Origin of the sequence: Paraburkholderia sp. BR13439 (genome assembly GCF_040948805.1) — a bacterium.
GTDB classification, from domain to species: Bacteria; Pseudomonadota; Gammaproteobacteria; order Burkholderiales; family Burkholderiaceae; genus Paraburkholderia; species Paraburkholderia youngii.
Genome location: NZ_JBFPKN010000008.1, coordinates 207944 through 229936, shown reverse-complemented (window position 1 = coordinate 229936; position 21993 = coordinate 207944). Strand labels below are relative to the sequence as shown.

The following is a 21993-nucleotide window of genomic DNA, read 5'->3' as shown; positions in this document are numbered from 1 at the left end:
TCAATAGACGTAGGAAAGCCAGCTCATCAGCCGGATGAACGCGTGTCCCAGCGGATTGAGCGGATTGCCCTGGGTCGGAAACGCCATCACTTCGGCCTGCCCGCCCACCCGCAGATCACGCAGACGGGCGCGCTCGCTGTCGTCGAATTCGACGATCACCGGAAAACGTTGCGCGGGACGCAGCCAGTCGCGGCTATTCTGCACGGTGGGCAGGCTGCCGGCCGGCGTGGTCTGTCCCACGCTCACGCCATAGCCGATACTGCGGACGCGCCCGTCGAACACTTCACCGGGCAGCACGTCCAATGCGATCTCGACGCGCGTGCCGGGTTTCAGATGGCCCAGATTGTTCTCCGTCATGTCGGCGCTAACCCACACGTCGCGGATCGCGATCAGCGTCATCACCGGATTGCCCGCCGCCGCGAACTGACCGACTTCCGTGCGCAGATCGGTTACGACACCGCTCGAACGGGCCCTGATCCGCGCGTTGGCGAGATCGAGTTCGGCCTTCTCCAATGCGCTGGCTGCGCTGCGCAACTGCGCGTTTTCCGCCTCGTGTCCGCCCTGTTGCTCCCGCGCGCGCTCGACTTCGGCACGTGCTCCGTCGACCTGGCTTAGCGCCTGTGCATGCGTCGCCCGCGCGACCTCGAGACGTCGCAGCGACACGGTGCCCTCGTCTTCACGATAGAGCCGCTCGAGTCGGTCGCTGTCCTGGCGCGCCTTGACCTCGTTCGCGACGGCGGCCCGCAACGCCGCGAGAGCCGACTCGATGCCGGCCGTGCCGGCACCGACCTGACGACGCGTGGACTCCAGATCGGCGCGCGCCCGGTCAGCGGCAATGCGGTAGGGCTCGCTGTCGACTTCGAACAGCACGTCCCCGGCGTTGACATCCTGGTTGTTGTGGACGAACACCCGGGTCACGCGTCCCGACACCTCGGCGGCGACGGGCACGACATAGGCCTGAATGCGCGCCTGCTGCGTATACGGCGTGAAACGGTCGGCGAGCAGATACCAGATCAGGCTCAGTACGATCAGACAGACCACCACTTTGACCGCCCTGCCCGAAGGGTCGGCGGCGGGCGTCGACGACTTCGGCGCGGCGGCGGTTGGAGGCTCGCGGGTATCCTGGGTATCGCTCATCGTGACGCCCCTTCGGCCTGCCCCGGCGTACCGGAAGCCGGCGCCGTTTCGTCGAGCAGGTCGCCCCAATCCGTGCGTTGCCGCATCTGCGCGCGCGTCGCCGCATCGACGAGCGGCTGTTCGGTCTCCCAGCCGCCTCCGAGCGCCTTGTAAAGCGCGATCACGCTGCCGAGCGCATTGCTGCGATTGACCACGTACGCGTCCTGCTGCGCAAACAGCGCGCGCTGCGCATCGAGCACCCGCTGGAAGTCCGAATACCCTTCCCGATAGATCGTGTTGGCGAGCGTCAGCGAGCGCCGCGCCGCGCCTTGCGCGTCATTCAGAATGGTGTCGCGCTGCAACGCGGCGATCAGCGCGGTCGCGGCATCGTCGGCCTCGCGCGCCGCCTCGCGCACCGTGTTCTGATAAGCGACCGTCAACTCTTGCAGCCGAGCGTCCTGGACGCGCACGTTGTTCGTGATCCTGCCGTAATCGAACACGTTCCACGTGACGCTCGGGCCCGCGGCAAAGAGCAGTGTGCTCGGTGCGCCCGCGAGCGAACTGGCGCTCCAAGTCAGCGTGCCGAGCAACGATACGGACGGGTACAGATCCGCTTTAGCGACGCCGATCAGCGCCGACTGCGAAGCCATCTGATACTCGGCCGCGCGAACGTCGGGGCGGCGCAACAGCAGATCGGCCGGCACGTCTTGCAGCACCGCATGATCGACTAGCGGCACCACGCCTTCCTTGCCCGCCTGCACGTCGAGTTCCGGCAGCGGCCCAGGCGCTCGCCCGATCAGCACCGACAGCGCATGACGCGCCAGCACGATCTGGCTTTCGAGATCGGGGATGCTGCTCAGTGTCCCCAGGTACTGCGTCTTCGCCTGCTGGAAGTCGAGTTCATCGGATTCGCCGGCCTTGAAGAGCTTTTGCGCGATGTCGTAGCTGCGTTTCTGCAATTGGGCGTTCTCGCGCGCGATACGTAGCCGCGCCTGTGCGACCCGCAGCGTGAAATAGGTATCCGCGACCTGAGCGTGCAACAGAACCAGCGCATCGTCGCGGTTCGCTTGCGCGGCGAAGAACGCGGCGTCGGCCGCTTCGATCGCGCGGCTGAAACGCCCCCAGAAATCCAGCTCCCAGCCGATGGCGAAACCCGCGCCGTACTGCACGAACGCACCCGAGCGCGGATTGGAGCCCCCGGAGCGCTTGCGCGCTGAAGCGAGTACCTCGGCACTCGCCTGCTGCACCTGCGGATAGCGTCCCGCGAGCGCGATGCCGAGCTGCGCGCGCGCCTCGAGCACGCGCAGTCCGGCGATCTTCAGGTCGCCGTTGTTCTCGTCGGCTTCTGCGATCAGACGTTCGAGATTCTGGTCGCCGAAAATCAGCCACCATTGGCGCACGTCCGGCTGTGCGCTTTGCTGCGTGACCTGCGTGATCGACGCACTGCTCCAGTGCTCGCTCCACGCTTCGTGCTGCGGCTTGAAGTCCGGACCCACCCGCATGCATCCGCTCAGGCCGAGCGCCCCAAAGAGCGCTGCGATCCCGTACGGACGCGTGAACGGTGACACGGAGCCATCCTCGCGCTTCAGGTCTGCTTTTGTTCGTGGATCTGCGCGGTTTGCGTGGGTTGCGGCTGGTCACGGACCCAGCGCCAGAACAGCTGATAACCGACGGCAAGCATCACGGGCCCGACGAATAGCCCGATCACGCCGCCCGTCACCATGCCGCCGAGCGCTCCGATCAGCACGACGGGCATCGGCACCGCAACGCCGCGGCCCAGCATCAAGGGTTTGAGCACGTTGTCGGCGAGGCCCGCGACGAACACGTAGACCGCGAAGATGATGTTTTCGGTGCTCACGCCGTCCGTGACGATCACGAAGGCGATCACCGGAATGGTGATCAGCGTGGCCGGCAATTGCATGATGCCGAGCAGCAGCACGGCCAGCGCGAGCAGCCCCGCGCCGGGTATCCCCTTCACGACGAAACCGATGCCGATCAGCAGCATCTGGATAAACGCGATGCCCACCACACCTTGGGCCACCGCGCGAATCGTCGCCGTGCACAGATCGGCGATCTGAACCCCGTTCTCGGGACCCGAAATGCGCGAGGCGATCTGCACCGCGCTGTGATAGCCCTTCTCACCGTGGGCCATCAGGATTCCAGCGATGATCAGCGCGACAAAAAATATCACCAGTCCGGCGCCGAGGCCCGTCACCGTTGCCAGCACGGCGAGGCCGGCCTCTTTCAGCTGCGGGGCGAACCTTTGTGCAAGGCCGGTCAGATCCGTCGATGCCTGTTGCCAGAAGTCGTACACACGCTGGCCGACTATGGGCCAACTCGCCACCGACTCCGCGGGAGGCGGAATCTGGAAGCTACCGCTCTTCGCAATGGCTATCGATTTCTCGATCGAATCGGCGACCGCGAGACCCAACGCATACGTGGGCACCAGAATCACGGCAAACGCGACGAGGATGATCAGCGTGGCGATCAGACCATCCTTGCCGCCGAGCGTATGGCGCAGACGGACCTGCAGCGGATACAGCGTGATCGCCAGAATCACCGACCAGGCCATCAGGTTAAGAAACGGCGCGAAGATCCGAAAGCAGAACACGGCCAGGATCGCAATGAGTCCGGCGCGGATCAGCACATCGAGCATCTCTCTCGCAGGCGTGCGTTGTGAAAGCGGTGTGAGCAGCATAGGTTCCTCTCCGGCCAGGTCGCGGCGCGGTGGCGCGGCGACACCGTGATATGCCAGCAACGCGAAAACTCGAACCCACTGGAACGTTTTTGACGCCAATACCAAGGCCTGCCTGCAATTCCGGCATCTTCAGGAAGAGAATCGCGCCGGCCTTGTCGTCGACAGAACGCGGCGTTTCACTACTATTGAACCCGCACCTCGAATATTCAATTGGACTTTGGTCTCATAGCTTTGAACCGTCCGGCGTTCCGCCCGCCGACGACGATCATGGAGAGCACCGTGAGATTGATGCTTATCGTCGCCGTTCTGCTGGCCTTGGTTGCTGGCGCGCCAGCCCGCGCCGCCGGGGTCGGCTTTCTGAAGATCAACATACCGAACGCCGCCGAGCCGCCGCTCACTGCCGGAATCTGGTACCCGACCGACGCACCGGCCACACCGCACGCGTTGGGCGGCGCTACCCAGACCGTCGCCGCCGACGCTTCGATCGCGGGCAATCATCTGCCGCTGGTGGTGTTGTCGCACGGCGGCGGCGGCTGGTACGGCGCTCATTACGACACGGCTCTCGCGCTGGCTCGCGCGGGCTTCGTCGCGGCGGCGGTCAGTCACGCCGGCGATACCTTCGATGATCAGAGCCACGTGCTGGAACTCTGGCGCCGCCCCGCGCAGCTTAATCGGTTGGTGGACTACATGCTCGACGACTGGCCGGAGCGCGAGCGGCTCGATGCAGACCGCATCGGCGCATTCGGCTTTTCCAACGGCGGCTTCACCGTGCTCGTGGCCGCGGGCGGCATCCCGGATCTGTCGAAAATCGCCCCGTTTTGCGAAGTCCACCCGGATCATGACCTGTGCGACGCTTTGCGGCATGCGAGCGTCGACGTCCATTTCGGCGCGCATGTTCCGGCCGGTGTCTGGGTCCACGATGCGCGCATCAAAGCCGTTGTTATCGCCGCGCCTTCGTTCGGCTTCGCGTTTGGCCGCGCGGGCTTGGGCCGCGTGCGCGCTGCGGTCCAACTGTGGAGCGCCGCCGACGATCGTCATCAGCCGCATCCGTGGTACGACGAGCCGGTGCGGGACGACCTGCCCCGCGCTGCCGATTATCGCGTGGTGGCCAACGCAGGCCACTACGACTTTCTGCCGCCCTGCGATGCGCGTCTTGCGCGGCTGCGCCCGCAGATCTGCGACAGCGCGCCGGGCTTCGACCGGGCGGCGTTCCATCAACGATTCAATGCCGAGGTGGTACGGTCTTTCGAGGCGATGCTGCGATAGGAAAAGAGTTAGCCGAATTCGTCGTGTTGGGGCAGTTGATCGGTGATCGAATACCACGGCGCCTTGGAACCCACGAAAATGTGGGCAGTGGGAGAGATGGAAGGCGAGTCCGTGAGTGTTCCCAGCGTGACGTGAACGTATTCACCGTTACGAACCACTGAGAACATCAGGCTTCCACATTTTTTGCAGCGCACATCGTGCGACGCCTGCTCATCACCGAAGATCCACAGGCTGTCTTCGCCCTCCGTGATGCGCAGCTTGTCGCGCTCGATCCCCGCGAAGGGTTTGAACGCCGAGCCGGTTGCGCGCCGACAGTTCGAACAGTGGCAGTTCAACGCATAGACGAATTCGTCTCTTACCGAGTAATGGACGGCGCCGCAAAGGCATCGGCCGGCAAGCAATGGTTTCATGGCTGCCTTTAGACAGAAGGTACATCGCTAATTGGAAAGTCGCGCAGCCATGATTATTCGCGAGTCGAAGCGCGATGTCGAACCGGCAAACCGCTAGCGCCTGAACATCACCTGCGCCGTGCCGGCCTCGATCGGAGAAGAGGTGTGCTGGTGGACGATCTTCCATCCGTCGGCCTGCTGCCTCAGCGTCATGGTCAGGCGATTGTCCATCGCACGCAGTTCCACGCCGCCGGCGTCGACGGCTTTGTATGTTGCGAAGGCGTGAACGACGGCAAGCTCAGCGGCAACCATGGTGTGCGCGTCACTGAAATCCACGATCACCCGTTCCGCACCCAGCGAACCGAACCAGCCGTCCGCCATCGCGCGCCACGATGCGGTGCCGTTGTACGACCATGTACCCCACATGTCGAACACCACCGCGTCGCGGTCGTAGAGCGCGACGAACGAGTCCACGTCTTTGGCCCATACCGCGGCCTTGTAGCCTTCCAGGACTTGCAGGATCGGATTGTCGAGTTTGTTCACAGTGTGTGCTCCTGAGTGGGACTACGAGGGGTTCCTGACCGATTGTCTTGCCAGGTAACGACGATCGACGCACCACCGGATCGACATCCAGGCGGAAAAAATCTTCAACGCGATATGCCGTTGCATTGATCAGATCACGCGCACGTCACTGGGCGGTCTGCTGACGTTGATACTCGTTGTGCTTCATCTGCAGATAGTCGGCGCGGCTGACCTCGTGCAATTGCCGCGGATACTGCTCGGTCGCATCGAACCAGTCGGTCAGACGTTTGTCGAGACGGGCGTTGGGCGGGCTGGCAAGCGCGCCAAGATAGGCATCGATGGCGAGGAAATAGCGCATCGTATTGCGTTCGACCAGGCCGCGCACGCCGCCGATGTATTGCGGCTCGCTCGCCGACGAATCGGGCGTCAGGGAAAAGCCGACTTTGTCGCTGCCGATCGTCGCCAGATAGGTTTTCATCGCAATCCGTCCCGCGGTGCCGTATCCGTATGCGTAGGTCAGGTGAATAAAGGTGCGGTTATCGTCGACCGGGATCGCTTCCAGCACGATACGGTAGTCTTTCGTGCTCAGCGGACCCGTGGCCGCGGAGAGCTCGACGCGAAAATAATCAGGCGTGCTCGCTACCGGGCGAAAGTTGAATTGCACGCGGTACGACGACGAAAGAGCTTCCTCGGTCTTCTTGCCGATGTTCACGGTGAGGACCGTACCGCTGTCGCTAGTGGACGCGTGGCAGTATTTGGTGTTCTGATGCAGGATCAGCACGTCGCACCAGTTGGCCGGGCCTTGAGTCGGGTCGCTGAGCGCGCCGCTCACTACCGCGAAAGGATGGCTGAGCACGCCGTAGATATCGCCCTTGAGCGCCGACGGCAACTCCTGCGATTCGAGGTACAGCGGTCGATGAAACTGGTTGTGCGCGAGTTGCTGCGTCAGACTTTGATATTTCTCGCGCAGGCGAGCCGCGCTGTCGTCCGCTTGCGCGACGACGTGGTGGCACAAGAAGCAGAACACCGTGGCGGTCAGGACGATCCACCGCGATCGCATCCGCCGATTCTCTGCCAGGGACGTGGCAAGCCTGCTCATGGTCCTTCTCCTACTTCGAATCAGGTTGTGGCGCAACGGGCGTGGACACGATCCTGCGAACACTCATCGCTGGCCCGGCTTCCACTCCGGACTATAACCTCCGAGCGCCGGGTGATACATCTCATCGCCCGAGTGCTGAGTGAATTCGACGTTGAGCCGGTCTTCGCGCAAGCCCAGAATCTCGATGCAGAGCGAGCAAAGTGCTTTGGCCAGCTCCATGCGTAACTCCGGCGGCCGCCCTCTTCTGATATCGAGCATCATCAACGCGACAGGCACTGGCTCACCGCTCTCCTCCTCAATGCGCCACACGCTGCCCGGACCGAGTTCTCGTATGGCTACGCTGATTCGCCTGACATCGACCGACATCATTCGGGCATACGTCTCACTCATTTTCGCTGCGAGCAGTCTTTTACTCTCGACAGAGTAGTGATCGTTTACATCAAGTTGCAGATAAGGCATCGCGTCGGTCTCCGAGGAAAGTTTTTCGCACGCGCCAACTATATGCCGCACCATCAAATCGATCAAAACCATCGCAATCGATATGACGTTTCTGACGTGCCGCGTGGCTGAGGTGAACTTTGTTTTGGCCATTCACCTTTGCATGATGGTCTTCACTATTTACACGAGTTCGCTGTCATGAGCTCGCGCCCGCATTCAACAGCAATGATTCGTTTATTTCATTGGCTGTCCTACTGTTTGCGCACCTTCTCGCCCACTGCGTGCCTGCTGTCAAATCGATCGTCAGGAGAATCGTCATGCGTAAGATGCTTACCCTCGCTGTCGCAGCGTTTTGCATTGCGTCCTTTTCGCACGAAAGTCGCGCGTCTGGCGACGATGACGTCCCACAAGCCCGATGCACGCTACCTCAAGGTACGGTCGCATTGGTGGAAAAGCAGTTGCATACGGTCGTGAACCTGTCCGATGGCAACGGCGGGATCTTCAAACCCAACCGGATGTGGGCGGCCATCGTCGATCGCCAGGGACATCTCTGTTCGGTGATCGTGACCGGAGATGCCTGGCCTGGCAGTCGGGCCATCGCCATCGCGAAGGCCTATACCGCGAACGGCTTTAGCAACGATGCACTCGCGCTATCCACGGCAAACCTCTACGCGGCCACGCAACCGGGCGGCTCGCTTTATGGACTGAATAATTCGAATCCTTTTGACGCGCGCTTCCTCGAACAGGGCAGCGGCATCGGACACACGCTTGGCGGCGTCATTACCTTCGGCGGCGGCGTCGCACTTTATGCCGGAGGGAAAGTCATCGGAGGATTAGGCGTGAGCGGCGATAGCGCCTGCGCCGATCATGCGATCGCGTATCGCATGCGCAAGCTCGCGGGGCTCGGCAGTGTGCCCGCCGGCCAAGGCCCGAACAACACGGATAACATCGTCTACTCGACGAGCGGATCTCCGATGGGCTTCGAGCATCCGCATTGCTTCCCGAGCGACCTGAGCGCCGCCAGGATCGAGCAGATACCTTCGCATTGACGGCAATCGTCGCCCCATGGAATCGGGCTTCCGGACCACGGATCGGAAGCCCGCACGCTGGCGCGGTGAAAATCGTCAACGCATCTGCCCGTCGATTTGCTTGCGCAGACGGTTTTCCTCTTCCTGAAGCTCGGGCGTAAAGGCTTCGCCAAAGTCCGCCGGCTCAAAGAACGGGCGAATCTCGATCTCCGAATCACTCATCATCGGATTCGGGCAGCGCTTGACCCATTCGATCGCTTCGTCCATCGATTCAACCTGCCACAACCAGTACCCGGCAATCAATTCCTTGGTTTCCGCAAACGGGCCGTCGATGACGGTGCGGTCCTTCCCTGAGAACCGCACGCGAGCGCCGGCCGAGCTCGGCTTCAGCCCGTCGCCGCCCTGCATGATGCCGGCCTTGACCAGTTGCTCGTTGAACTGCCCCATCGCCGTGAGGAGTTCCGTACTCGGCATTTGCCCCGCTTCCGATTCGGGGGTTGCCTTGATGATGACCATGACGCGCATTTGGGTTTTCCCTTTGAAGACGAAAATATCTGAAGGCAACGGCGCCTCCAGTGACTACGACGAATCATCACGGGAGAAATCGACATGCGCAAGGCACGCCTGCTCCGATTTACAGAACGCTTCTCGATCAGGGTAAAGGCGTCTGGCTGCCTTGAGCATTGACATCGATACCCTGAACCCGCATCACGGGCTCCGCATCGCCAGGCACGAGCTGGGGTTGCGATGAAAACCGCACCTGCAAAACCGCGGCGAACGCGCGCTCGAAGGCGTTGGCATCGCCGGCCGGCATGATCGCCTCGAGCGCCTTTGCGAAGCCGGATGCGCCTTCGATGTCCGCACGGCTGAAAGCACTGCTGCCGCGCGAAAAGACGCGTTGCACGTCTTCTTTCAACTGCTGAAGGGCCGCGACGACCTTTTCATAGGCGTGAGCAGGCGCTTCTGTGTGGTCCGGAGGTTCGGCTGTGCACAGCGCCGGCATGAAGGCGAGCACGTTCCTGTCGATATCGACGCGCGCAGCAAGGGTCTTGATGTGTGACGCCTGCACTGATGGACCGGCGTCGCGACGGCGACACCACGCTTGCGCGCGCGCCGCACCCAGCATCGCCGCTGCGAAACACCGGAAATCATCGAAGCGCAGATGCCTCGCGGCACAGTCGAGAACGGCGTCGGGCGTCAATTCCAGCTCGTGCGCCACCGCCAGGCTGGTCTTCATCACGATCAGGACAAGCTCACCCCACTCGTCCTGACACCCCCCTCTCGTCGAGTTCGCGTACATCGTAGGTCCCTCTATGCACGCCCCGGACACGTCGCTAAACCCTCGCCACCGGCGACATGACCGCGCGTCACAGCTCAGGCTAGCCATCGCGGCGACACGAAGTGCAGTTCGGCTCACGGCACCGCGAGCACTTTGCGCACCGGCTTTTCGCCTGTATCGGCGGCCCATTGTGAGCGGATCTTCGTCACGACCAGGTCTGGCAGCGCTACGTAGTCCAGTGCGTTGACCGTCGGTCCGCCGTGGCTCAACGCCCATTCGAAAAACTTCAACGTGGCTTCGTCGTGGCCCGGCTGGTTCGGCGTCGCGGGTAGCAACACATAGGTCGCGCCCATGACCGGCCAGGCGTCCTTGCCCGGCTGGTTGGTCAGCAACTGCGACAGGGAACCCGACCAGTCGGCGCTCGCCGCCGCTGCGTTGAAGGTGGCGGCGCCGGGCTGCACGACATTGCCCGCCGCATTGGTCATGGCCACGTACTTCAAGCGGTTCTGTTTCGTGAAATCCCACGCGACATAGCCTATCGCGCCGGGCAGATAGCCGACGTACGTGGCAATGCCCTCGTTGCCTTTGCCGCCGATGCCGAGCGGCCATCGCACGCTAGTGCCTTCGCCGACCCTGCGCTTCCATTCGGGACTGACCTGCGCGAGGTAGTGAGTCCAGATCAGCGTCGTGCCTGAGCCATCCTGGCGACGCACCACGGCGATCGGGTAATTCGGCATCTTGATCTTCGGGTTCAACCGCACGATTGCCGGGTCGTCCCAGAACTGAACCTTGCCGAGAAAGATATCGGCGATGACCGGCCCGGTCAGCATCACTTCGCCGGCTTTGAGCCCCGGAAGGTTCACGACGGGCACCACGCCGCCGATCACGATTGGAAACTGCCGCAGGCCGTTGCGGGTCAGTTGATCGTCGGTCAGTGGCGCGTCCGAGCCAGCAAAGTCGACTTCCCGGGCGATCACCTGCTTGAGCCCATCGGACGACCCCGTGCCCTGATAGATCACCCTGCTTCCACCCGACTTCTGGTAGTCGGCGGCCCAGCGGGTATAGAGAGGAGCGGCGAACGTGCTGCCGGCTCCTTTAATGTCGGCCGCGTAGGCAGCGGCCGCGCATGAACAGCAAATCAGACCAGCGCTGATGGCGCCCAGTGTTCTCACCAATGTCTCCCATCGGTTCTTGTTCCGGGACATCGCTGATCCAGACCTGCAGTGCGTGAGCTCGTTGGAGGGCGACCGTGCCGGCGATTCAATGTGCAGCTTTCATCCGGGGTGTGGCTCTCCTGCATTACGCGCCATATCGCACATTAAAGAACGGTGCCTGGCCGAATTCCAGTTGAATCATGCTATCGAACGCGCCACGGCCGGCGCCCGCCGCCGCTTTTGCAGGCATCCTATGTCGGGAGTTGCCGACCCCATCCCTTCACGTCTTGTCCCACGGCGGCACGCCCGAGAACGCGTTGACCAGAAAATCGATTGCCGCACGAACTTTTGCGCTCACGTGGCGACGGCTCGGATACAGCGCGAGCACATCGATATCCGGCAAGCGGTATTCAGGCAATACCCGCAGCAGCCGGCCTGCGCGGAGGTCCTCGCCGATCAGAAACGTCGGCTGCCAGATCACGCCGTGCCCCGCGAGCGCCGCCGCGCGCGCGGTGTCGCCGTTATTGGTGTGCATCTGGCAGTTCACCTCGACAGCATGCGTTTTGCCGTCCTTGTCGATCAGTTGCCAGACGTCCGCCGTGGCCGCGTACGTATAGCCGATACATCGATGTCCGAGCAGGTCCAGCGGCGTTTCCGGATATCCCGAACGTTTCAGGTAATCGGGCGATGCACACAGGATGTTTGTCGACGTCGCCAGTTTCCGGGCCGCGTGATCGACCGTGCCGGCGCGCGAGATGCGAATGGCGAGATCGAAGCCCTCTTCGACGATATCGACGACGCGGTCTATCAGCGTGATGTCGAGCTCGACGTCGGGATATTGCTGCATGAACCGTGGCCACAGCGGCGCGAGATGCTGGATGCCGAAGCTGACCGGTGCATTGATACGCAGCCGTCCCCGCGGTTCGATCGACGTTGTCGACACGAGTCCTTCCGTTTCGGCAACGTCTTCGAGAATGGCCTTGCAGCGCGAATAAAGCGTTTCACCGGCCTCGGTAAGAGACAATCTGCGTGAGGTGCGATTCAGCAGTCGCGCGCCGAGGTGCGCCTCCAGGTCATTCACATAGCGGGTCACGTTCGCGGGCGAGGTTTCGAGCGCATCGGCCGCGCGCGCGAAGCTGCCCCGGGTGACGACCGTTACGAAAACCTCAAACGCGCGCAGCCGGTCCATATGGCGCTCCGATCATTCATAAAACCTGAATGATACTGCCATGTTTTTGGTCTTTCTGTCTCAAGAACGGAATCTTATAGTGCTTCTCAACGAGCCGACGCAGTGGGCATCGGCCGCTGATCAAACCGGAGATTCAACATGCAACGCTTGACAGGAAAAGTCGCTATCGTCACCGGCGCCAGCGCGGGCATTGGTCGCGCTGCCGCAAAGTTGTTCGCCGCGGAAGGCGCGAAGGTTGTGGTGGCCGCACGCCGCGAAGCCGAACTCGACACGCTGGTCAGCGAGATCGCTCGCGACGGTGGTACGGCTGTCCCGCTGGCAGGGGACGTGCAATCCGAAGAATTTGCGAAAGCGCTGGTCGCACTCGCCGTCAGCCGTTTCGGCCGTCTTGACATCGCGTACAACAATGCGGGGACGCTCGGTGAGATGGGACCGTCGACCGGCGTGTCGGAAGCAGGCTGGTCAGCGACGCTGGCCACCAACCTGACCAGCGCGTTCATCGGCGCCAAGCATCAGATTCCTGAAATGATCAAGCAAGGCGGCGGATCGATCATCTTCACGTCGACCTTCGTCGGCTACTCGTTCGCCTTCCCGGGAACGGCCGCCTATGCGGCGAGCAAAGCCGGGCTGATCGGACTGACGCAAGCGCTCGCGGCCGAATACGGTGCGCAAGGCGTGCGCGTCAACGCGATCCTGCCGGGCGCGGTGGACACGGAGATGTATCGCGGCATGAACGATACCGCTGAATCGCAGACGTTCGTGACCGGGCTGCATGCGCTCAAGCGGGTCGCGAGGCCGGAAGAGATTGCCCGCTCGGCGCTGTACCTCGCTTCCGACGATTCGTCCTTCGTGACGGGTACCGCTTCGTTGGTCGACGGTGGGGCTTCGATTACACGTACCTGAGCTGCGTTCGGGCGCGAACGTCGATCAGCGTCGGCTGATCGACGAGCCCGTTACCATAAAAAATAAACGAACACTGTACGGTTCCTCACCTAATCTTTGATCAGCTGACCGCGAAAAGCGAAGCGCGAGTCAGCTGGAGTAATTAACAAGGAGGTGGGCCATCATGAAGACGTTAGTCCACACAGTTTGCGCGGTTGCTGTCATGGCTTTGCCAATTGCATCGGCGGCACAGACCGAAAGCACACTGACGCACGCACAAGTCCAGGCAGAGATCGCGCAACTCGAACAAGCCGGCTTCAATCCGGCCAATGCGAATACCGTCGACTTTCCTACCTATATGCCGACCATCACCGCCCCTGCCGCAGGTCAGAGCAGCGGCTATGGCCCTGCGACCAGCGGTACGCAGCAGATGGGCCATCCGGCCGGCGCGACTGGGATGAAGCCGGTGTTCTTTGGCGGATCTTGAGCTTGCTCGTCTGACCAGCTCGACGATGCAGAAAATGCCGTCCCTGCCCGGGACGGCATGGAGCGTTGTGCTTTACGCGCTTGCTTTTGAAATATTTGCCGAATTTCGCACGCACCCGCACCGGGCGCCATATTGCATGACGCCCGCTGACTTGCTGATCCTCTTTCGCTGAGCGCCTGGGCGCGACCAGCTAACACATATCAACGTTTGTTAACGTCGACGGTCAGGATTTCGTATCCGGGGTCGGCGTTCTCGGTCGCGACTTTATTCGCTTCCTCGTACGAGCGAAACGACGTGGCCTCCTTGATCTCCGGCGCCATGCCGATGTCGCCATCCTCCGCGGTGCAGAGGAACTTCTCGCCGGTCTTTACGACGTAGACGGTCGTCATATCTCCCTCCGTAGCTTGCAGGGCAATTTCCAGTCTAGCAGGCTGGAAGAGTTGCGCAGGCTCCGCCGGGTCACCGAGCGCCGCCAACCAGCCGCTCCGCTGAATCCGCCAGCACGTCCCGCAGCTTTTCCAGCGACAACGGCTTGCTCAGATGATGATCGAAGCCCGCGGCAAGCGTTTGGCTGCGGTCCGAGTCCGACGAATAGCCGGTCAGCGCGACGAGTATCGTGCCGTTCAGCTCGGGGTTCGCGCGAATTCTGCGTGCCACTTCGAAGCCGTCCATCACGGGCATCGCCACGTCGACGATGGCAAGCTCCGGCCTCGTTCGCGTGATCAGGTCGATGGCCGCGCGACCGTTGTCGACCGCGGACACGCGATAACCCTCCAGGTCGAGCAGCACGCACAGTACGTGCAACGCGTCGACGTTGTCGTCCACCAGAACGATGCGCAGCGCCCGGAAGTCCCTGCCCTTGTCGGTGGCGTCGCCAGGCGTCGCTAGCGGCTGCGTTCGCAGGATCGGCAAACGCAGTGTGACGCGGGTGCCGCAGCCCGGTCCATCGCTATGGATGTCGATTTCGCCATCGTGCAGCTCCACCAGCCGTTTGGCGACAGCCAGACCGATACCGAGCCCGCCTTCCGAGCGCGCGCTGCCGCTCGAGCACTGCGCGAACAGGTCGAACACATGCGGGGCGATCGACGAATAGATGCCGATGCCGTTGTCGCTGACCTCGATCACCAGCATCCGCGCGTCGGACGGATTTCCCGAGCGAACCGTCAGCTCGATCAGTCCGCCCGCCGGCGTGTACTTCGCCGCGTTCGACAACAGATTGCCGAGCACCTGACTGAGCCGCACATGGTCGGCGCGCACCGGAATCGCGCGGTCCAGACCGGTCAGTTTCAGCGTATGGCCGCGCGAGCGCACGTCGTGGTCGATCGCGGCTACCGCGTCGGAGACGATCTCGGCCAGCAACGTAGCGCTGCGCCGGATCGTCAGCTTTCCGTGCTTCAGACGCGCGGCGTCGAGCAGGTCATCGACGAGGGTGCGCAGATGCTTCATCTGCCGTTGCGCGATGGTCAGCACCGCGTCCGCCTTGTCGTTATCGACCACCAGACGCTTCGCCGCGGCGATCGCGCCATCGATCGGCGCCATCGGGTTGCGCAACTCGTGCGCGAGCATCGCGATGAACTCGTTGTGGCGGCGGTCGTTGTCCGCGCCGTCGTCGCGAACGTTGACCATCGTCACGGCCGCGCCCGCGACCATCGCGAGATCCGACAGCACCCGTGCGTCTTCGCTGTCGAAGCGGCACCCTTTGTTGTGCGACATCGCCCATATCGCGCCGAGGTGGCCGTTATCGCACGGAATGGGTACGACGATCCCCTCGGGCACCTCGACGCCCGGAAAGTTCAGACTGGGAAACTGCTGTTGCGGATCGACGAACAGGCGCGCCGCGCCCCCTTCGAGCGTGACGCCGCATGGACATTCGTCCCACGCGGTCGTGCGCCCCTGCAAGCCGGCGCACAGGCCCGCCACCGCGAGCCAGCGAAAGCGCCGGCCGTCGGGTGGCCCCTCGACCAGACTGATGCCCGCGCTGCCCGCGCAGCATAACGCCATGGCCTCGCTGGCAATCGCGTTCAGCAGGTGTTCACGCGAGCCGGTTTGCGCGCGCGCGAGCCGCAGCAGCGACTGGTTCTCCCGGGCGTAGTCAGCCTCTTTGGCTGGACGGCTCGCTAATTCGTCAGCACTGGGAGCCATGATGTTCCACCGACGTTGACGGGCACCCGCGCGCAAGGCGGGCGTAAGGGCCGATACCGCGCCGATACCGCGCCGATACCGCTGCCGACGAGTGTAGGTCAGCTGGGTCGCGCGGTCTCGGCGTCTGTCATTTGCACAGCGCTTTTTACTTCTATTTGTCCGCAACGTCCTGCTCCGCTCACCGTCGACATGGCGTCCCATGAACAGCGGACGACGCAGTATAGGAACTCAGTGCCATGCCGCGGCTGTCCGTAACTCATGGGCACCGGACAGCCGAGCCAGCCTTGACGCGAGCACGCTTGCAGTCAACTGGACGGCGTTATACGGATCGCGAAGTCGCGAAAAGCGTTGTGGCTTGCCGCATATGACGATCACTGCGATCGATAGCTGAATCCGTCGGTTAGCGCGATGACATCGGGTTGTTACGATCGCTCGATTCCCCCGTTTTCAACGCTCGACAGGACGCCCACATCATGACGCAAATAACACGGCGCGCATTCACCCGCTTCGCAGTGGCATCACTGCTGGCCGCCAGTGCTCCGCGCGGCTTCTCGCAAACCCCGCCTGTCGCGCTGCGCATCGGCTATCAGAAGTCTTCTACGCTCATCACGTTGCTGAAGGCACGCGGATCGCTGGAAAAAGCGCTCGCGCCGCTCAACGTGCGCATCTCCTGGAATGAGTTCGCGAGCGGACTGCCGCTGACCGAAGCGCTCAACGTCGATGCCGTCGACTTCAGCGCCGATGTCGCCGACACCGTGCCGATCTTCGCCCAGGCCGCGCATGCGCGCTTCGTCTATGTCGCGCAGGAAGCGCCATCGCCGGGCGCGCAAGCGATCATCGTGAAGAAGGACGGCACGCTGCGCACGCTGGCCGATCTGAAGGGCCGCCGCATTGCGGTGACGAAGGCGGCGGGCAGCCACTATCTGCTGCTTGCGGCGCTCGCGCGCGCGGGGCTCGAGCCCGCCGACGTCGGCGTGAACTACCTGAGTCCGGCCGATGGACGCGCCGCGTTCGAGCGCGGCAGCGTCGATGTCTGGATCACCTGGGATCCCTATGTAGCGTCGGTCGAGCGCGACGCCGACGTGCGCATACTGAGCGACGGCGCGGGCCTTGCGTCCTATCAGCGCTACTACCTCGCGTCGCGCACCTACGCCGACGCGCATCCGCAAATCATCGAGACCGTGTTCGAGCAGTTGAAGACGGCCGGCGACTGGTTGCGCGCTAATCCGCTCGACGCGGCCAACACGCTCGCGCCGGTGTGGGGACTCGACGCGCCGACGATCGAACGCGCCAACACCCGGCGCAGCTATCTGGTGCGAGCGCTCGCGCCGCCGAACTTCAGCGAGCAGCAGACGATCGCCGACGCGTTCTATCGCGCGGGACTGCTGCCCGCGCCGGTCGAGACGAAGCAGGCGCTGTACTGGGACTTCGCGGCGAAACGGGCGAAGCCGGTCGGCGCGTGAGCGATCACTGCGCGATGGACCGCCGCACATTGCGGGCAATCCACGCGGCGGCACCCGAACGGCCCGCGATCGACAGCGTGCGGCGCGGCCCCAGCACGATGCCGCCGACCACCAGGGCGAGCAGCAACGCGACATGCGGCGCCTCGGCGAGCGACGCGAGCACCGTTCTGACCGGGAAGCGCGACGCCGCGCGCGCCGCGGGCAGCGCGGCCGTCCGGTTCGCCACTACCAGGGCGGTTCGCGAAGCCTCCATGCGTTCCAGAATGGTGAGCCGGGCAAGCTCGTTTGCGTGACTTGGCTGACTCATTTGAGCGACTCCCTGAGAGCGTCGAGATCGGAGTGAATCTCGGCCTTGAGCACGTGAAGCGATTGCGCCGGTTTTTGCGCCCGCAAGACCAGTAAGGACACGATGCACACGAGCAGCCACGCGGCAGCCACGCCCCAGACCACCGCAAGAAAGTAAGGCGTCTGCCACGCGGTGGCGATGATCGCGATGCAAATGAAGGACAGCGTGAACAGCCCCGCGACCGCCAACGCCACGAGTGCGCTCAACTCGCGCACCAGGCGCTTTCGCGTCTCCTCGATTTCCAGCGCGAACAGTTCGCTATAGTCGGTGACGCGCTCGACGCAGAATCGCCCGACGTTGCGCCACCTTGTGACCTTCGCATGGATTGACATTCCGTCCTCCTCACGATTCATTTGCGCCGGCTGCGATAAGCAAACACTTCGCTCCTCGGCCGACCGAGCGAAGCGGCACCAGCGTTGAACGCAGCGCAAGAGCCGGGCCCGCGCTGAACGCGATCGCACGCCGCGTGCCCGTAGCCGGATGGATGCCTTCCCGCGTATGCGTTGGCGGCACAGAGCTTGCTCGCACAGGGCAGATCAATTCGCTCGCCGAGGACAGCATGACCCCGCTCCCCCCAACCGATCACACTGACCACACCGCCGGCGCCGGCATCGGCGAGACCGGCTCCGATATGGCTACCCCGGACGGACGCGCGATGCCGGCCGCGCGCGAGGAGCGCGGCTTCCACCACGCGATGCATGACGCGCACCGCGGCGCGCTGATCACGGTGACCACGCATCGGAACTCGCGAGGCGCCTGGATCGCCGACGTGTCGATTTCCCGCGACGGTCGACCGATGGAGATACCGGCCTATCTGGCCAACGTGGAGCCCGTGACGCCGGAATGGCTCACCGAGGAGGAAGCGTTGCGCGCCGGCATCGAACAGGGTCGCTATCTGATCGACCGGACTCTCGGCGAGCACGCCGCCACCCTGTCGGCGTCGCAGCCGCGCCGCGACGACGAGCGATAAGCAAGGCCCGATTCGGAGGAAACTCACATGCTACTGAGCGATGAAGAACTGGCGCGGCTGGAAGGTGTCGAGCCGTTCCTGCGGGAAGAAGCCAGAAGCGCTCTTCCCGCCGACGCCGATTACGAAGTTCTCGCCGAACTGCACGAGCATTTGCAGCCCGGAATACGCATTCGTGTGCCGGCCGGTCCGGACATCGCGATGGAACCGCGAGTGCCGCCCTACCCACTCGATCTGTTCGTCGGCTTGCCGCTGGACGAACTGCGCGACGTCGCCAACGATGAAGGCGCCGCACGCGAAGCGGCGCTCGCACGGTTCGCCACGACATTCGCCCCAAGGCTGCAGCGAGCGATCGCCGCGCTGACACCGCACCGGATCGATCTCGCGGCAGGGGTGCAAAGCGAGCGAGGAACGCTCACGGTGATCCTGGAGCCGGTGCGCTGACGCGTAAGCCGCACACGCGCATGTCGCAACCGCGTTAATCGTCGCTATCGAGCCCGCCTGGCGGCGGCCCGATCGTGATGCCCGCGCCCGAACCTTTGCGGGTCCCCGGCGGATAGGCATCGGTTGCGGTCTCGGGCGGAACGTCCGCGACGCAGCGGCTCGCATCGCCGCCGCGCAGACATTGCACGAAACGGTCCGCCTCCTGCGGCGAGCGAAATTGGTAGATCTTGCTGGCAACCTGCACCTGCGTGTCCGACAGTCGCTTCGACAGTGTTTCCATCACCACTCCTTTTTGCTCGTAGATCTATCGCCATGAGCAACGCGCGCGCCAGCTCTTCATCAGAGGCCTAGCGCGCCGCGCTCAACCGTCTTGCGTCCGCGATGCCGACCGCGGCCCGCAAGTCGTCCGGATGAACCATTAATTCCCGAACCTCGCGCAGCGTCGCGTACTGTTCGAGCACCGTCCGCCATCTCGGCGATTCGAGCAACTGATGCCACACCGGTTCGAGATCCGCGCAGTCGGCGTCGCGTCCGTCCGCCAGCGCACCTGCGAAATCGAGGCTGGCCTGGGCCGACAGCAGCTGCATCCGGCTCGCGGGACTCAGCACGCGCGGCGCCGCTTCGACCGGAGCGTCACAGCAATAGAGCACGGTGCTGCGAAGACCGGTTGCGTCGCTCGTCAGCGCGGCAAGCGACGCGCCGCTCAAATGCACCGTCCCCTGCTGCGTGCGAAACGAGTAGACGGTGTGCGGCTCCGCGTGCGCCAGCAGCGTCAGTCCGCGCACGAGCCGCGGCAGATCGGTGGTGGCCGCGTCGACCGATGCCTTCGCTTCGACGAGCAGGCATACGTCCCACGCCGCTGCGTCGGCCGGGGGCTGTGCCTGGCGCAGCAGCACCACATCCCATTCGGTTTTGGCGCGCTCATGGCTTGCGGGTATCGCGGCCGGCACGCGCATCGAGTTCACGACGCGGTAGGTGGCGACCGCTCCCTGAGCGTCATTGAGGCGCTGCGCGAGCGCGTCGAGTGCATCGGCGGCCAACGCTTCGACCGCGGCGCCGCGCTGTTTCGAACTCAAGCCTCGCTCGACCGCGCTCGAGCTTCCCGGGCGCGGCCCCTGACGATCCCACAGCGTCTGGTAGTGGCGCACGCGCTCGTCGGAGGTCAGCGCGTCAAGGCGCCGTAAGCGCTGCAGCGCGGCACTCTCCAGCAATTGCGCGAGGCCGCGTTGCAGCGCCGCGTCGTGCGCGATTTGCGGCGTATCGATGCAAGTTTGCACGGCTTCGGCCAGTTCGGGCCACGCTTCGGCGACCGCGAGCGCGTGCAGACGCGCCAGCGCGTCGCGTTGCGGACCGGGAAGCAGCCGCTGCTGTTTGGCCGGATGCGCGATCGCATTGACGGCCGCGTAGATCAGCCGGCGATCGACGCTCGCGTGCGCGGCCAGCGACGCGTACTCGCGCACCACCGCGCTGCGATGCCGTAGCAACATCGCCTGAAACACCGGGTCGCCGGCTTCCTCGCGCAGCGCCTCGCGGATCATGCGCGCCAGCGCCTCGACGAAGAAGCGTCGGTTCGCCGCATCCGGCGCTTCGCCACGCGCGCGCGCCTCGCGAGCCTGCTCGATCGCGAGCGCGAGCACGGTGGCGGGACTCGCTTGCGGCGTCGGCGCGCAGACGGCCGCGAGCGCCGGCAGGCGATAGCGGCGCACGACAGCGTCGAGCATCTCGTCGAGCAACGAAGGCGATGGCGTCACGGACATAGCGATATGTCGATAAGTTGGCGAAATAACTTTACCTGAAGGTTCGGTGCGGCGCGCGGACCGGCACGGGCCGCTCGCGGCTGGCGCGCGTCGTGCTGCATCAGCGCTCGACGGAGCCACTTTATCGTCGCGGCAGCGCGAGGCGAGCGTTCGCGCGCTGCCGCAAGCCGAGGAGAGCATGTCAGCACCGCAACCGAAAACCGCAGCGAGACCCGCTCGCTGGCGCCACACGATCAACGTCGCGAGCGACGCCGCCAGCCGCTTTATGTCGGACCGATGCGCGATGCTCGGCGCCAGCATCGCGTTCTATTCGGCGTTCTCGCTAGCGCCCACGCTGCTGCTCGTGCTCGCGGTCATCGGCTGGATTTTCGGCCGCGATGCCGCGCAGGGGCGGCTTTTCGAGCAGGCGCGGCAACTGGTCGGCAACGACGCGGCGCACGCGATGCAGGACATCGTCGCCCACGCGCACTACGCGGGCGGCAGCGGCGTCGCCGCGGCGTTCTCGATCGCGCTGCTGCTGGTCGGCGCGTCGGCCACGTTTTCATCGTTGAATACCGCGCTCGACATCGTGTTTGCCGCGCACCCGCGCAAAGGCATTGCCGGGCTGGCGCTGCTGGTGCGCGCGCGGCTCGTATCGATCGGTCTGCTTATCGGGCTCAGCTTTCTGCTGGTCGTGTCGCTCGTCGTCGATGCGGCGATTCAGACCCTGGGCGGTGCGCTGTTCGGCAATTCGGCGCTGGGCATCGTTGCCGAGGTGCTGCAATCGTTACTCGGTTTCGTCATTCTGGCCGTCGGGCTCGGCGCGCTGATCAAGTGGCTGCCCGACGCGGCGGTGCCGTTGCGCCCCGCGCTCGTGGGCGGCAGCGTCGCGAGCCTGCTGTTCACGGCGGGCCGGCATCTGTTCAGCTTCTATCTCGTGCATGCGGGCACGGCGGGCGTGTTCGGCGCGGCCGGCTCGCTTGCGGTGCTGATGATGTGGCTGTACTTCTGCGCGGCGGTGTTCCTGTTCGGCGCGGAAGTCACCGCGTCGCTGTGCCGGGATGCGGCCTCCCCCGCTCATCCCGGGCTTCGGCGAGCATGAAACCGTTCCGCGCACAAAACGGCATTGCCATAAACTTTATAAAAAATCGGCTCGCGGAAAATTCAGATAAATATTACAAAAACGCCGCCAATAAACCGACAATTACATTTACCCGACCTTTAGCCATGCATGACCGATTCAGCACGAATATTGCTGTGGGCATTAACACGGAGAAAAACGGCCACAACCATGCAAACGCTTAATGCCCGGCGTACACTCGCCGGGAAGCGCTTGCCATAAGGCGCA

General features: G+C 63.8%; 25 protein-coding genes. 8 read left to right on the top strand and 17 right to left on the bottom strand.

What is annotated here, in order from left to right; translation table 11 throughout:
* Genes AB3X96_RS18305 through AB3X96_RS18295 form a run of 3 tightly spaced genes read right to left on the bottom strand, consistent with a single transcriptional unit; the run spans position 1 to position 3814 of the window.
* Complete coding sequence (locus AB3X96_RS18305) at positions 1-1137, bottom strand: HlyD family secretion protein (RefSeq protein WP_368590773.1); 1137 nt, start codon at positions 1135-1137, stop codon at positions 1-3.
* A complete protein-coding gene (locus AB3X96_RS18300) occupies positions 1134-2684 on the bottom strand; it encodes an efflux transporter outer membrane subunit (protein ID WP_368590772.1) in 1551 nt (516 codons plus the stop codon). The genes AB3X96_RS18305 and AB3X96_RS18300 overlap by 4 nt, the downstream gene beginning before the upstream one ends.
* A 17-nt stretch (positions 2685-2701) precedes the next feature.
* Positions 2702-3814, bottom strand: a complete 1113-nt coding sequence (locus tag AB3X96_RS18295; protein ID WP_368590771.1) for an AI-2E family transporter — start codon at positions 3812-3814, stop codon at positions 2702-2704.
* A gap of 288 nt (positions 3815-4102) precedes the next feature.
* Here AB3X96_RS18295 and AB3X96_RS18290 point away from each other — a divergent pair, with 288 nt between their 5' ends.
* A complete protein-coding gene (locus AB3X96_RS18290) occupies positions 4103-5080 on the top strand; it encodes an alpha/beta hydrolase family protein (RefSeq protein ID WP_368590847.1) in 978 nt (325 codons plus the stop codon).
* An 8-nt stretch (positions 5081-5088) separates the two neighbouring features.
* Here the strand turns inward: AB3X96_RS18290 and AB3X96_RS18285 are convergent, their stop codons facing one another.
* The 4 genes from AB3X96_RS18285 to AB3X96_RS18270 all read right to left on the bottom strand — a co-directional run bounded on the left by AB3X96_RS18285 (position 5089) and on the right by AB3X96_RS18270 (position 7549).
* Positions 5089-5490 carry a GFA family protein gene (locus AB3X96_RS18285; protein ID WP_368590770.1) on the bottom strand — a complete coding sequence of 134 codons (402 nt, stop codon included), beginning with the start codon at positions 5488-5490 and terminating at the stop codon, positions 5089-5091.
* A 93-nt stretch (positions 5491-5583) separates the two neighbouring features.
* Positions 5584-6012 carry a nuclear transport factor 2 family protein gene (locus AB3X96_RS18280; protein WP_368590769.1) on the bottom strand — a complete coding sequence of 143 codons (429 nt, stop codon included), beginning with the start codon at positions 6010-6012 and terminating at the stop codon, positions 5584-5586.
* Positions 6013-6157: 145 nt separating this feature from the next.
* The gene (locus AB3X96_RS18275; RefSeq protein ID WP_368590768.1) at positions 6158-7090 is read right to left on the bottom strand and encodes a hypothetical protein; all 933 of its coding nucleotides are present in this window, start codon (positions 7088-7090) and stop codon (positions 6158-6160) included.
* 63 nt (positions 7091-7153) lie between these two features.
* On the bottom strand, positions 7154-7549 hold the full coding sequence (locus AB3X96_RS18270; protein ID WP_368590846.1) for a 4-oxalocrotonate tautomerase family protein: 396 nt from the start codon (positions 7547-7549) through the stop codon (positions 7154-7156).
* 425 nt (positions 7550-7974) lie between these two features.
* Between AB3X96_RS18270 and AB3X96_RS18265 the strand changes: the two genes are divergently transcribed.
* Positions 7975-8577, top strand: coding sequence for a heme-binding protein (locus AB3X96_RS18265; RefSeq protein ID WP_368590767.1), 603 nt, complete (start codon positions 7975-7977; stop codon positions 8575-8577).
* Between the two features lie 75 nt (positions 8578-8652).
* Here AB3X96_RS18265 and AB3X96_RS18260 read toward each other — a convergent pair whose 3' ends face one another.
* The 4 genes from AB3X96_RS18260 to AB3X96_RS18245 form a co-directional block, all read right to left on the bottom strand.
* Entirely contained in the window at positions 8653-9081 is a 429-nt protein-coding gene (locus AB3X96_RS18260) for a YciI family protein (RefSeq protein ID WP_368590845.1), read from the bottom strand.
* Positions 9082-9208: 127 nt separating this feature from the next.
* Positions 9209-9571, bottom strand: a complete 363-nt coding sequence (locus AB3X96_RS18255; protein WP_368590766.1) for a hypothetical protein — start codon at positions 9569-9571, stop codon at positions 9209-9211.
* A 398-nt stretch (positions 9572-9969) separates the two neighbouring features.
* Positions 9970-11040 (bottom strand): phosphate ABC transporter substrate-binding protein PstS, encoded by a 1071-nt coding sequence (pstS, locus tag AB3X96_RS18250; RefSeq protein ID WP_368590765.1) that lies wholly within the window; start codon positions 11038-11040, stop codon positions 9970-9972.
* 229 nt (positions 11041-11269) lie between these two features.
* Positions 11270-12178: a LysR family transcriptional regulator gene (locus AB3X96_RS18245; RefSeq protein ID WP_184225618.1), complete on the bottom strand. Its 909-nt coding sequence runs from the start codon at positions 12176-12178 to the stop codon at positions 11270-11272.
* 138 nt (positions 12179-12316) lie between these two features.
* Here AB3X96_RS18245 and AB3X96_RS18240 point away from each other — a divergent pair, with 138 nt between their 5' ends.
* Both AB3X96_RS18240 and AB3X96_RS18235 read left to right on the top strand, forming a co-directional pair.
* Positions 12317-13081 carry an SDR family oxidoreductase gene (locus AB3X96_RS18240; protein WP_176108876.1) on the top strand — a complete coding sequence of 255 codons (765 nt, stop codon included), beginning with the start codon at positions 12317-12319 and terminating at the stop codon, positions 13079-13081.
* Positions 13082-13244: 163 nt separating this feature from the next.
* Complete coding sequence (locus AB3X96_RS18235) at positions 13245-13547, top strand: DUF4148 domain-containing protein (protein ID WP_176377973.1); 303 nt, start codon at positions 13245-13247, stop codon at positions 13545-13547.
* Positions 13548-13747: 200 nt separating this feature from the next.
* On the opposite strand, the gene AB3X96_RS18230 is transcribed toward AB3X96_RS18235, so the two are convergent.
* A complete protein-coding gene (locus tag AB3X96_RS18230) occupies positions 13748-13936 on the bottom strand; it encodes a hypothetical protein (protein WP_176108878.1) in 189 nt (62 codons plus the stop codon).
* A 70-nt stretch (positions 13937-14006) separates the two neighbouring features.
* On the bottom strand, positions 14007-15689 hold the full coding sequence (locus AB3X96_RS18225; RefSeq protein ID WP_368590764.1) for an ATP-binding protein: 1683 nt from the start codon (positions 15687-15689) through the stop codon (positions 14007-14009).
* Positions 15690-16162: 473 nt separating this feature from the next.
* Between AB3X96_RS18225 and AB3X96_RS18220 the strand changes: the two genes are divergently transcribed.
* Positions 16163-17152, top strand: a complete 990-nt coding sequence (locus AB3X96_RS18220) for an aliphatic sulfonate ABC transporter substrate-binding protein (RefSeq protein WP_368590763.1) — start codon at positions 16163-16165, stop codon at positions 17150-17152.
* Positions 17153-17156: 4 nt separating this feature from the next.
* On the opposite strand, the gene AB3X96_RS18215 is transcribed toward AB3X96_RS18220, so the two are convergent.
* Together AB3X96_RS18215 and AB3X96_RS18210 are read right to left on the bottom strand one after the other, a co-directional pair.
* The gene (locus AB3X96_RS18215) at positions 17157-17459 is read right to left on the bottom strand and encodes a hypothetical protein (RefSeq protein WP_246392059.1); all 303 of its coding nucleotides are present in this window, start codon (positions 17457-17459) and stop codon (positions 17157-17159) included.
* The gene (locus AB3X96_RS18210; RefSeq protein WP_176108881.1) at positions 17456-17830 is read right to left on the bottom strand and encodes a phage holin family protein; all 375 of its coding nucleotides are present in this window, start codon (positions 17828-17830) and stop codon (positions 17456-17458) included. Before AB3X96_RS18210 ends, AB3X96_RS18215 begins: the two co-directional genes overlap by 4 nt.
* A gap of 227 nt (positions 17831-18057) precedes the next feature.
* Between AB3X96_RS18210 and AB3X96_RS18205 the strand changes: the two genes are divergently transcribed.
* On the top strand, positions 18058-18468 hold the full coding sequence (locus tag AB3X96_RS18205; RefSeq protein ID WP_368590762.1) for a DUF6566 family protein: 411 nt from the start codon (positions 18058-18060) through the stop codon (positions 18466-18468).
* Between the two features lie 27 nt (positions 18469-18495).
* Entirely contained in the window at positions 18496-18909 is a 414-nt protein-coding gene (locus tag AB3X96_RS18200; protein WP_368590761.1) for a hypothetical protein, read from the top strand.
* 34 nt (positions 18910-18943) lie between these two features.
* Here AB3X96_RS18200 and AB3X96_RS18195 read toward each other — a convergent pair whose 3' ends face one another.
* Positions 18944-19189 (bottom strand): hypothetical protein, encoded by a 246-nt coding sequence (locus AB3X96_RS18195; protein WP_368590760.1) that lies wholly within the window; start codon positions 19187-19189, stop codon positions 18944-18946.
* Positions 19190-19256: 67 nt separating this feature from the next.
* A complete protein-coding gene (locus AB3X96_RS18190) occupies positions 19257-20666 on the bottom strand; it encodes a 3-deoxy-D-arabino-heptulosonate 7-phosphate synthase (RefSeq protein WP_368590759.1) in 1410 nt (469 codons plus the stop codon).
* Between the two features lie 178 nt (positions 20667-20844).
* On the opposite strand from AB3X96_RS18190, the gene AB3X96_RS18185 reads away from it, so the two are divergent.
* Positions 20845-21747: a YihY/virulence factor BrkB family protein gene (locus AB3X96_RS18185; RefSeq protein ID WP_368590758.1), complete on the top strand. Its 903-nt coding sequence runs from the start codon at positions 20845-20847 to the stop codon at positions 21745-21747.
* The last annotated feature ends 246 nt before the right edge of the window (positions 21748-21993 follow it).

Bases quoted from the DNA above. Each gene is read 5' to 3' on its own strand.
- AB3X96_RS18275 (WP_368590768.1), bottom strand. From the start codon at position 7,090: ATGAGCAGGCTTGCCACGTCCCTGGCAGAGAATCGGCGGATGCGATCG.
- AB3X96_RS18220 (WP_368590763.1), top strand. From the start codon at position 16,163: ATGACGCAAATAACACGGCGCGCATTCACCCGCTTCGCAGTGGCATCA.
- AB3X96_RS18245 (WP_184225618.1), bottom strand. From the start codon at position 12,178: ATGGACCGGCTGCGCGCGTTTGAGGTTTTCGTAACGGTCGTCACCCGG.
- AB3X96_RS18210 (WP_176108881.1), bottom strand. From the start codon at position 17,830: ATGTCAATCCATGCGAAGGTCACAAGGTGGCGCAACGTCGGGCGATTC.
- pstS (WP_368590765.1), bottom strand. From the start codon at position 11,040: ATGTCCCGGAACAAGAACCGATGGGAGACATTGGTGAGAACACTGGGC.
- AB3X96_RS18270 (WP_368590846.1), bottom strand. From the start codon at position 7,549: ATGCCTTATCTGCAACTTGATGTAAACGATCACTACTCTGTCGAGAGT.
- AB3X96_RS18195 (WP_368590760.1), bottom strand. From the start codon at position 19,189: ATGGAAACACTGTCGAAGCGACTGTCGGACACGCAGGTGCAGGTTGCC.
- AB3X96_RS18260 (WP_368590845.1), bottom strand. From the start codon at position 9,081: ATGCGCGTCATGGTCATCATCAAGGCAACCCCCGAATCGGAAGCGGGG.
- AB3X96_RS18290 (WP_368590847.1), top strand. From the start codon at position 4,103: ATGCTTATCGTCGCCGTTCTGCTGGCCTTGGTTGCTGGCGCGCCAGCC.
- AB3X96_RS18185 (WP_368590758.1), top strand. From the start codon at position 20,845: ATGTCAGCACCGCAACCGAAAACCGCAGCGAGACCCGCTCGCTGGCGC.
- AB3X96_RS18240 (WP_176108876.1), top strand. From the start codon at position 12,317: ATGCAACGCTTGACAGGAAAAGTCGCTATCGTCACCGGCGCCAGCGCG.
- AB3X96_RS18235 (WP_176377973.1), top strand. From the start codon at position 13,245: ATGAAGACGTTAGTCCACACAGTTTGCGCGGTTGCTGTCATGGCTTTG.
- AB3X96_RS18295 (WP_368590771.1), bottom strand. From the start codon at position 3,814: ATGCTGCTCACACCGCTTTCACAACGCACGCCTGCGAGAGAGATGCTC.
- AB3X96_RS18205 (WP_368590762.1), top strand. From the start codon at position 18,058: ATGACCCCGCTCCCCCCAACCGATCACACTGACCACACCGCCGGCGCC.
- AB3X96_RS18305 (WP_368590773.1), bottom strand. From the start codon at position 1,137: ATGAGCGATACCCAGGATACCCGCGAGCCTCCAACCGCCGCCGCGCCG.
- AB3X96_RS18200 (WP_368590761.1), top strand. From the start codon at position 18,496: ATGCTACTGAGCGATGAAGAACTGGCGCGGCTGGAAGGTGTCGAGCCG.
- AB3X96_RS18230 (WP_176108878.1), bottom strand. From the start codon at position 13,936: ATGACGACCGTCTACGTCGTAAAGACCGGCGAGAAGTTCCTCTGCACC.
- AB3X96_RS18190 (WP_368590759.1), bottom strand. From the start codon at position 20,666: ATGTCCGTGACGCCATCGCCTTCGTTGCTCGACGAGATGCTCGACGCT.
- AB3X96_RS18285 (WP_368590770.1), bottom strand. From the start codon at position 5,490: ATGAAACCATTGCTTGCCGGCCGATGCCTTTGCGGCGCCGTCCATTAC.
- AB3X96_RS18215 (WP_246392059.1), bottom strand. From the start codon at position 17,459: ATGAGTCAGCCAAGTCACGCAAACGAGCTTGCCCGGCTCACCATTCTG.
- AB3X96_RS18225 (WP_368590764.1), bottom strand. From the start codon at position 15,689: ATGGCTCCCAGTGCTGACGAATTAGCGAGCCGTCCAGCCAAAGAGGCT.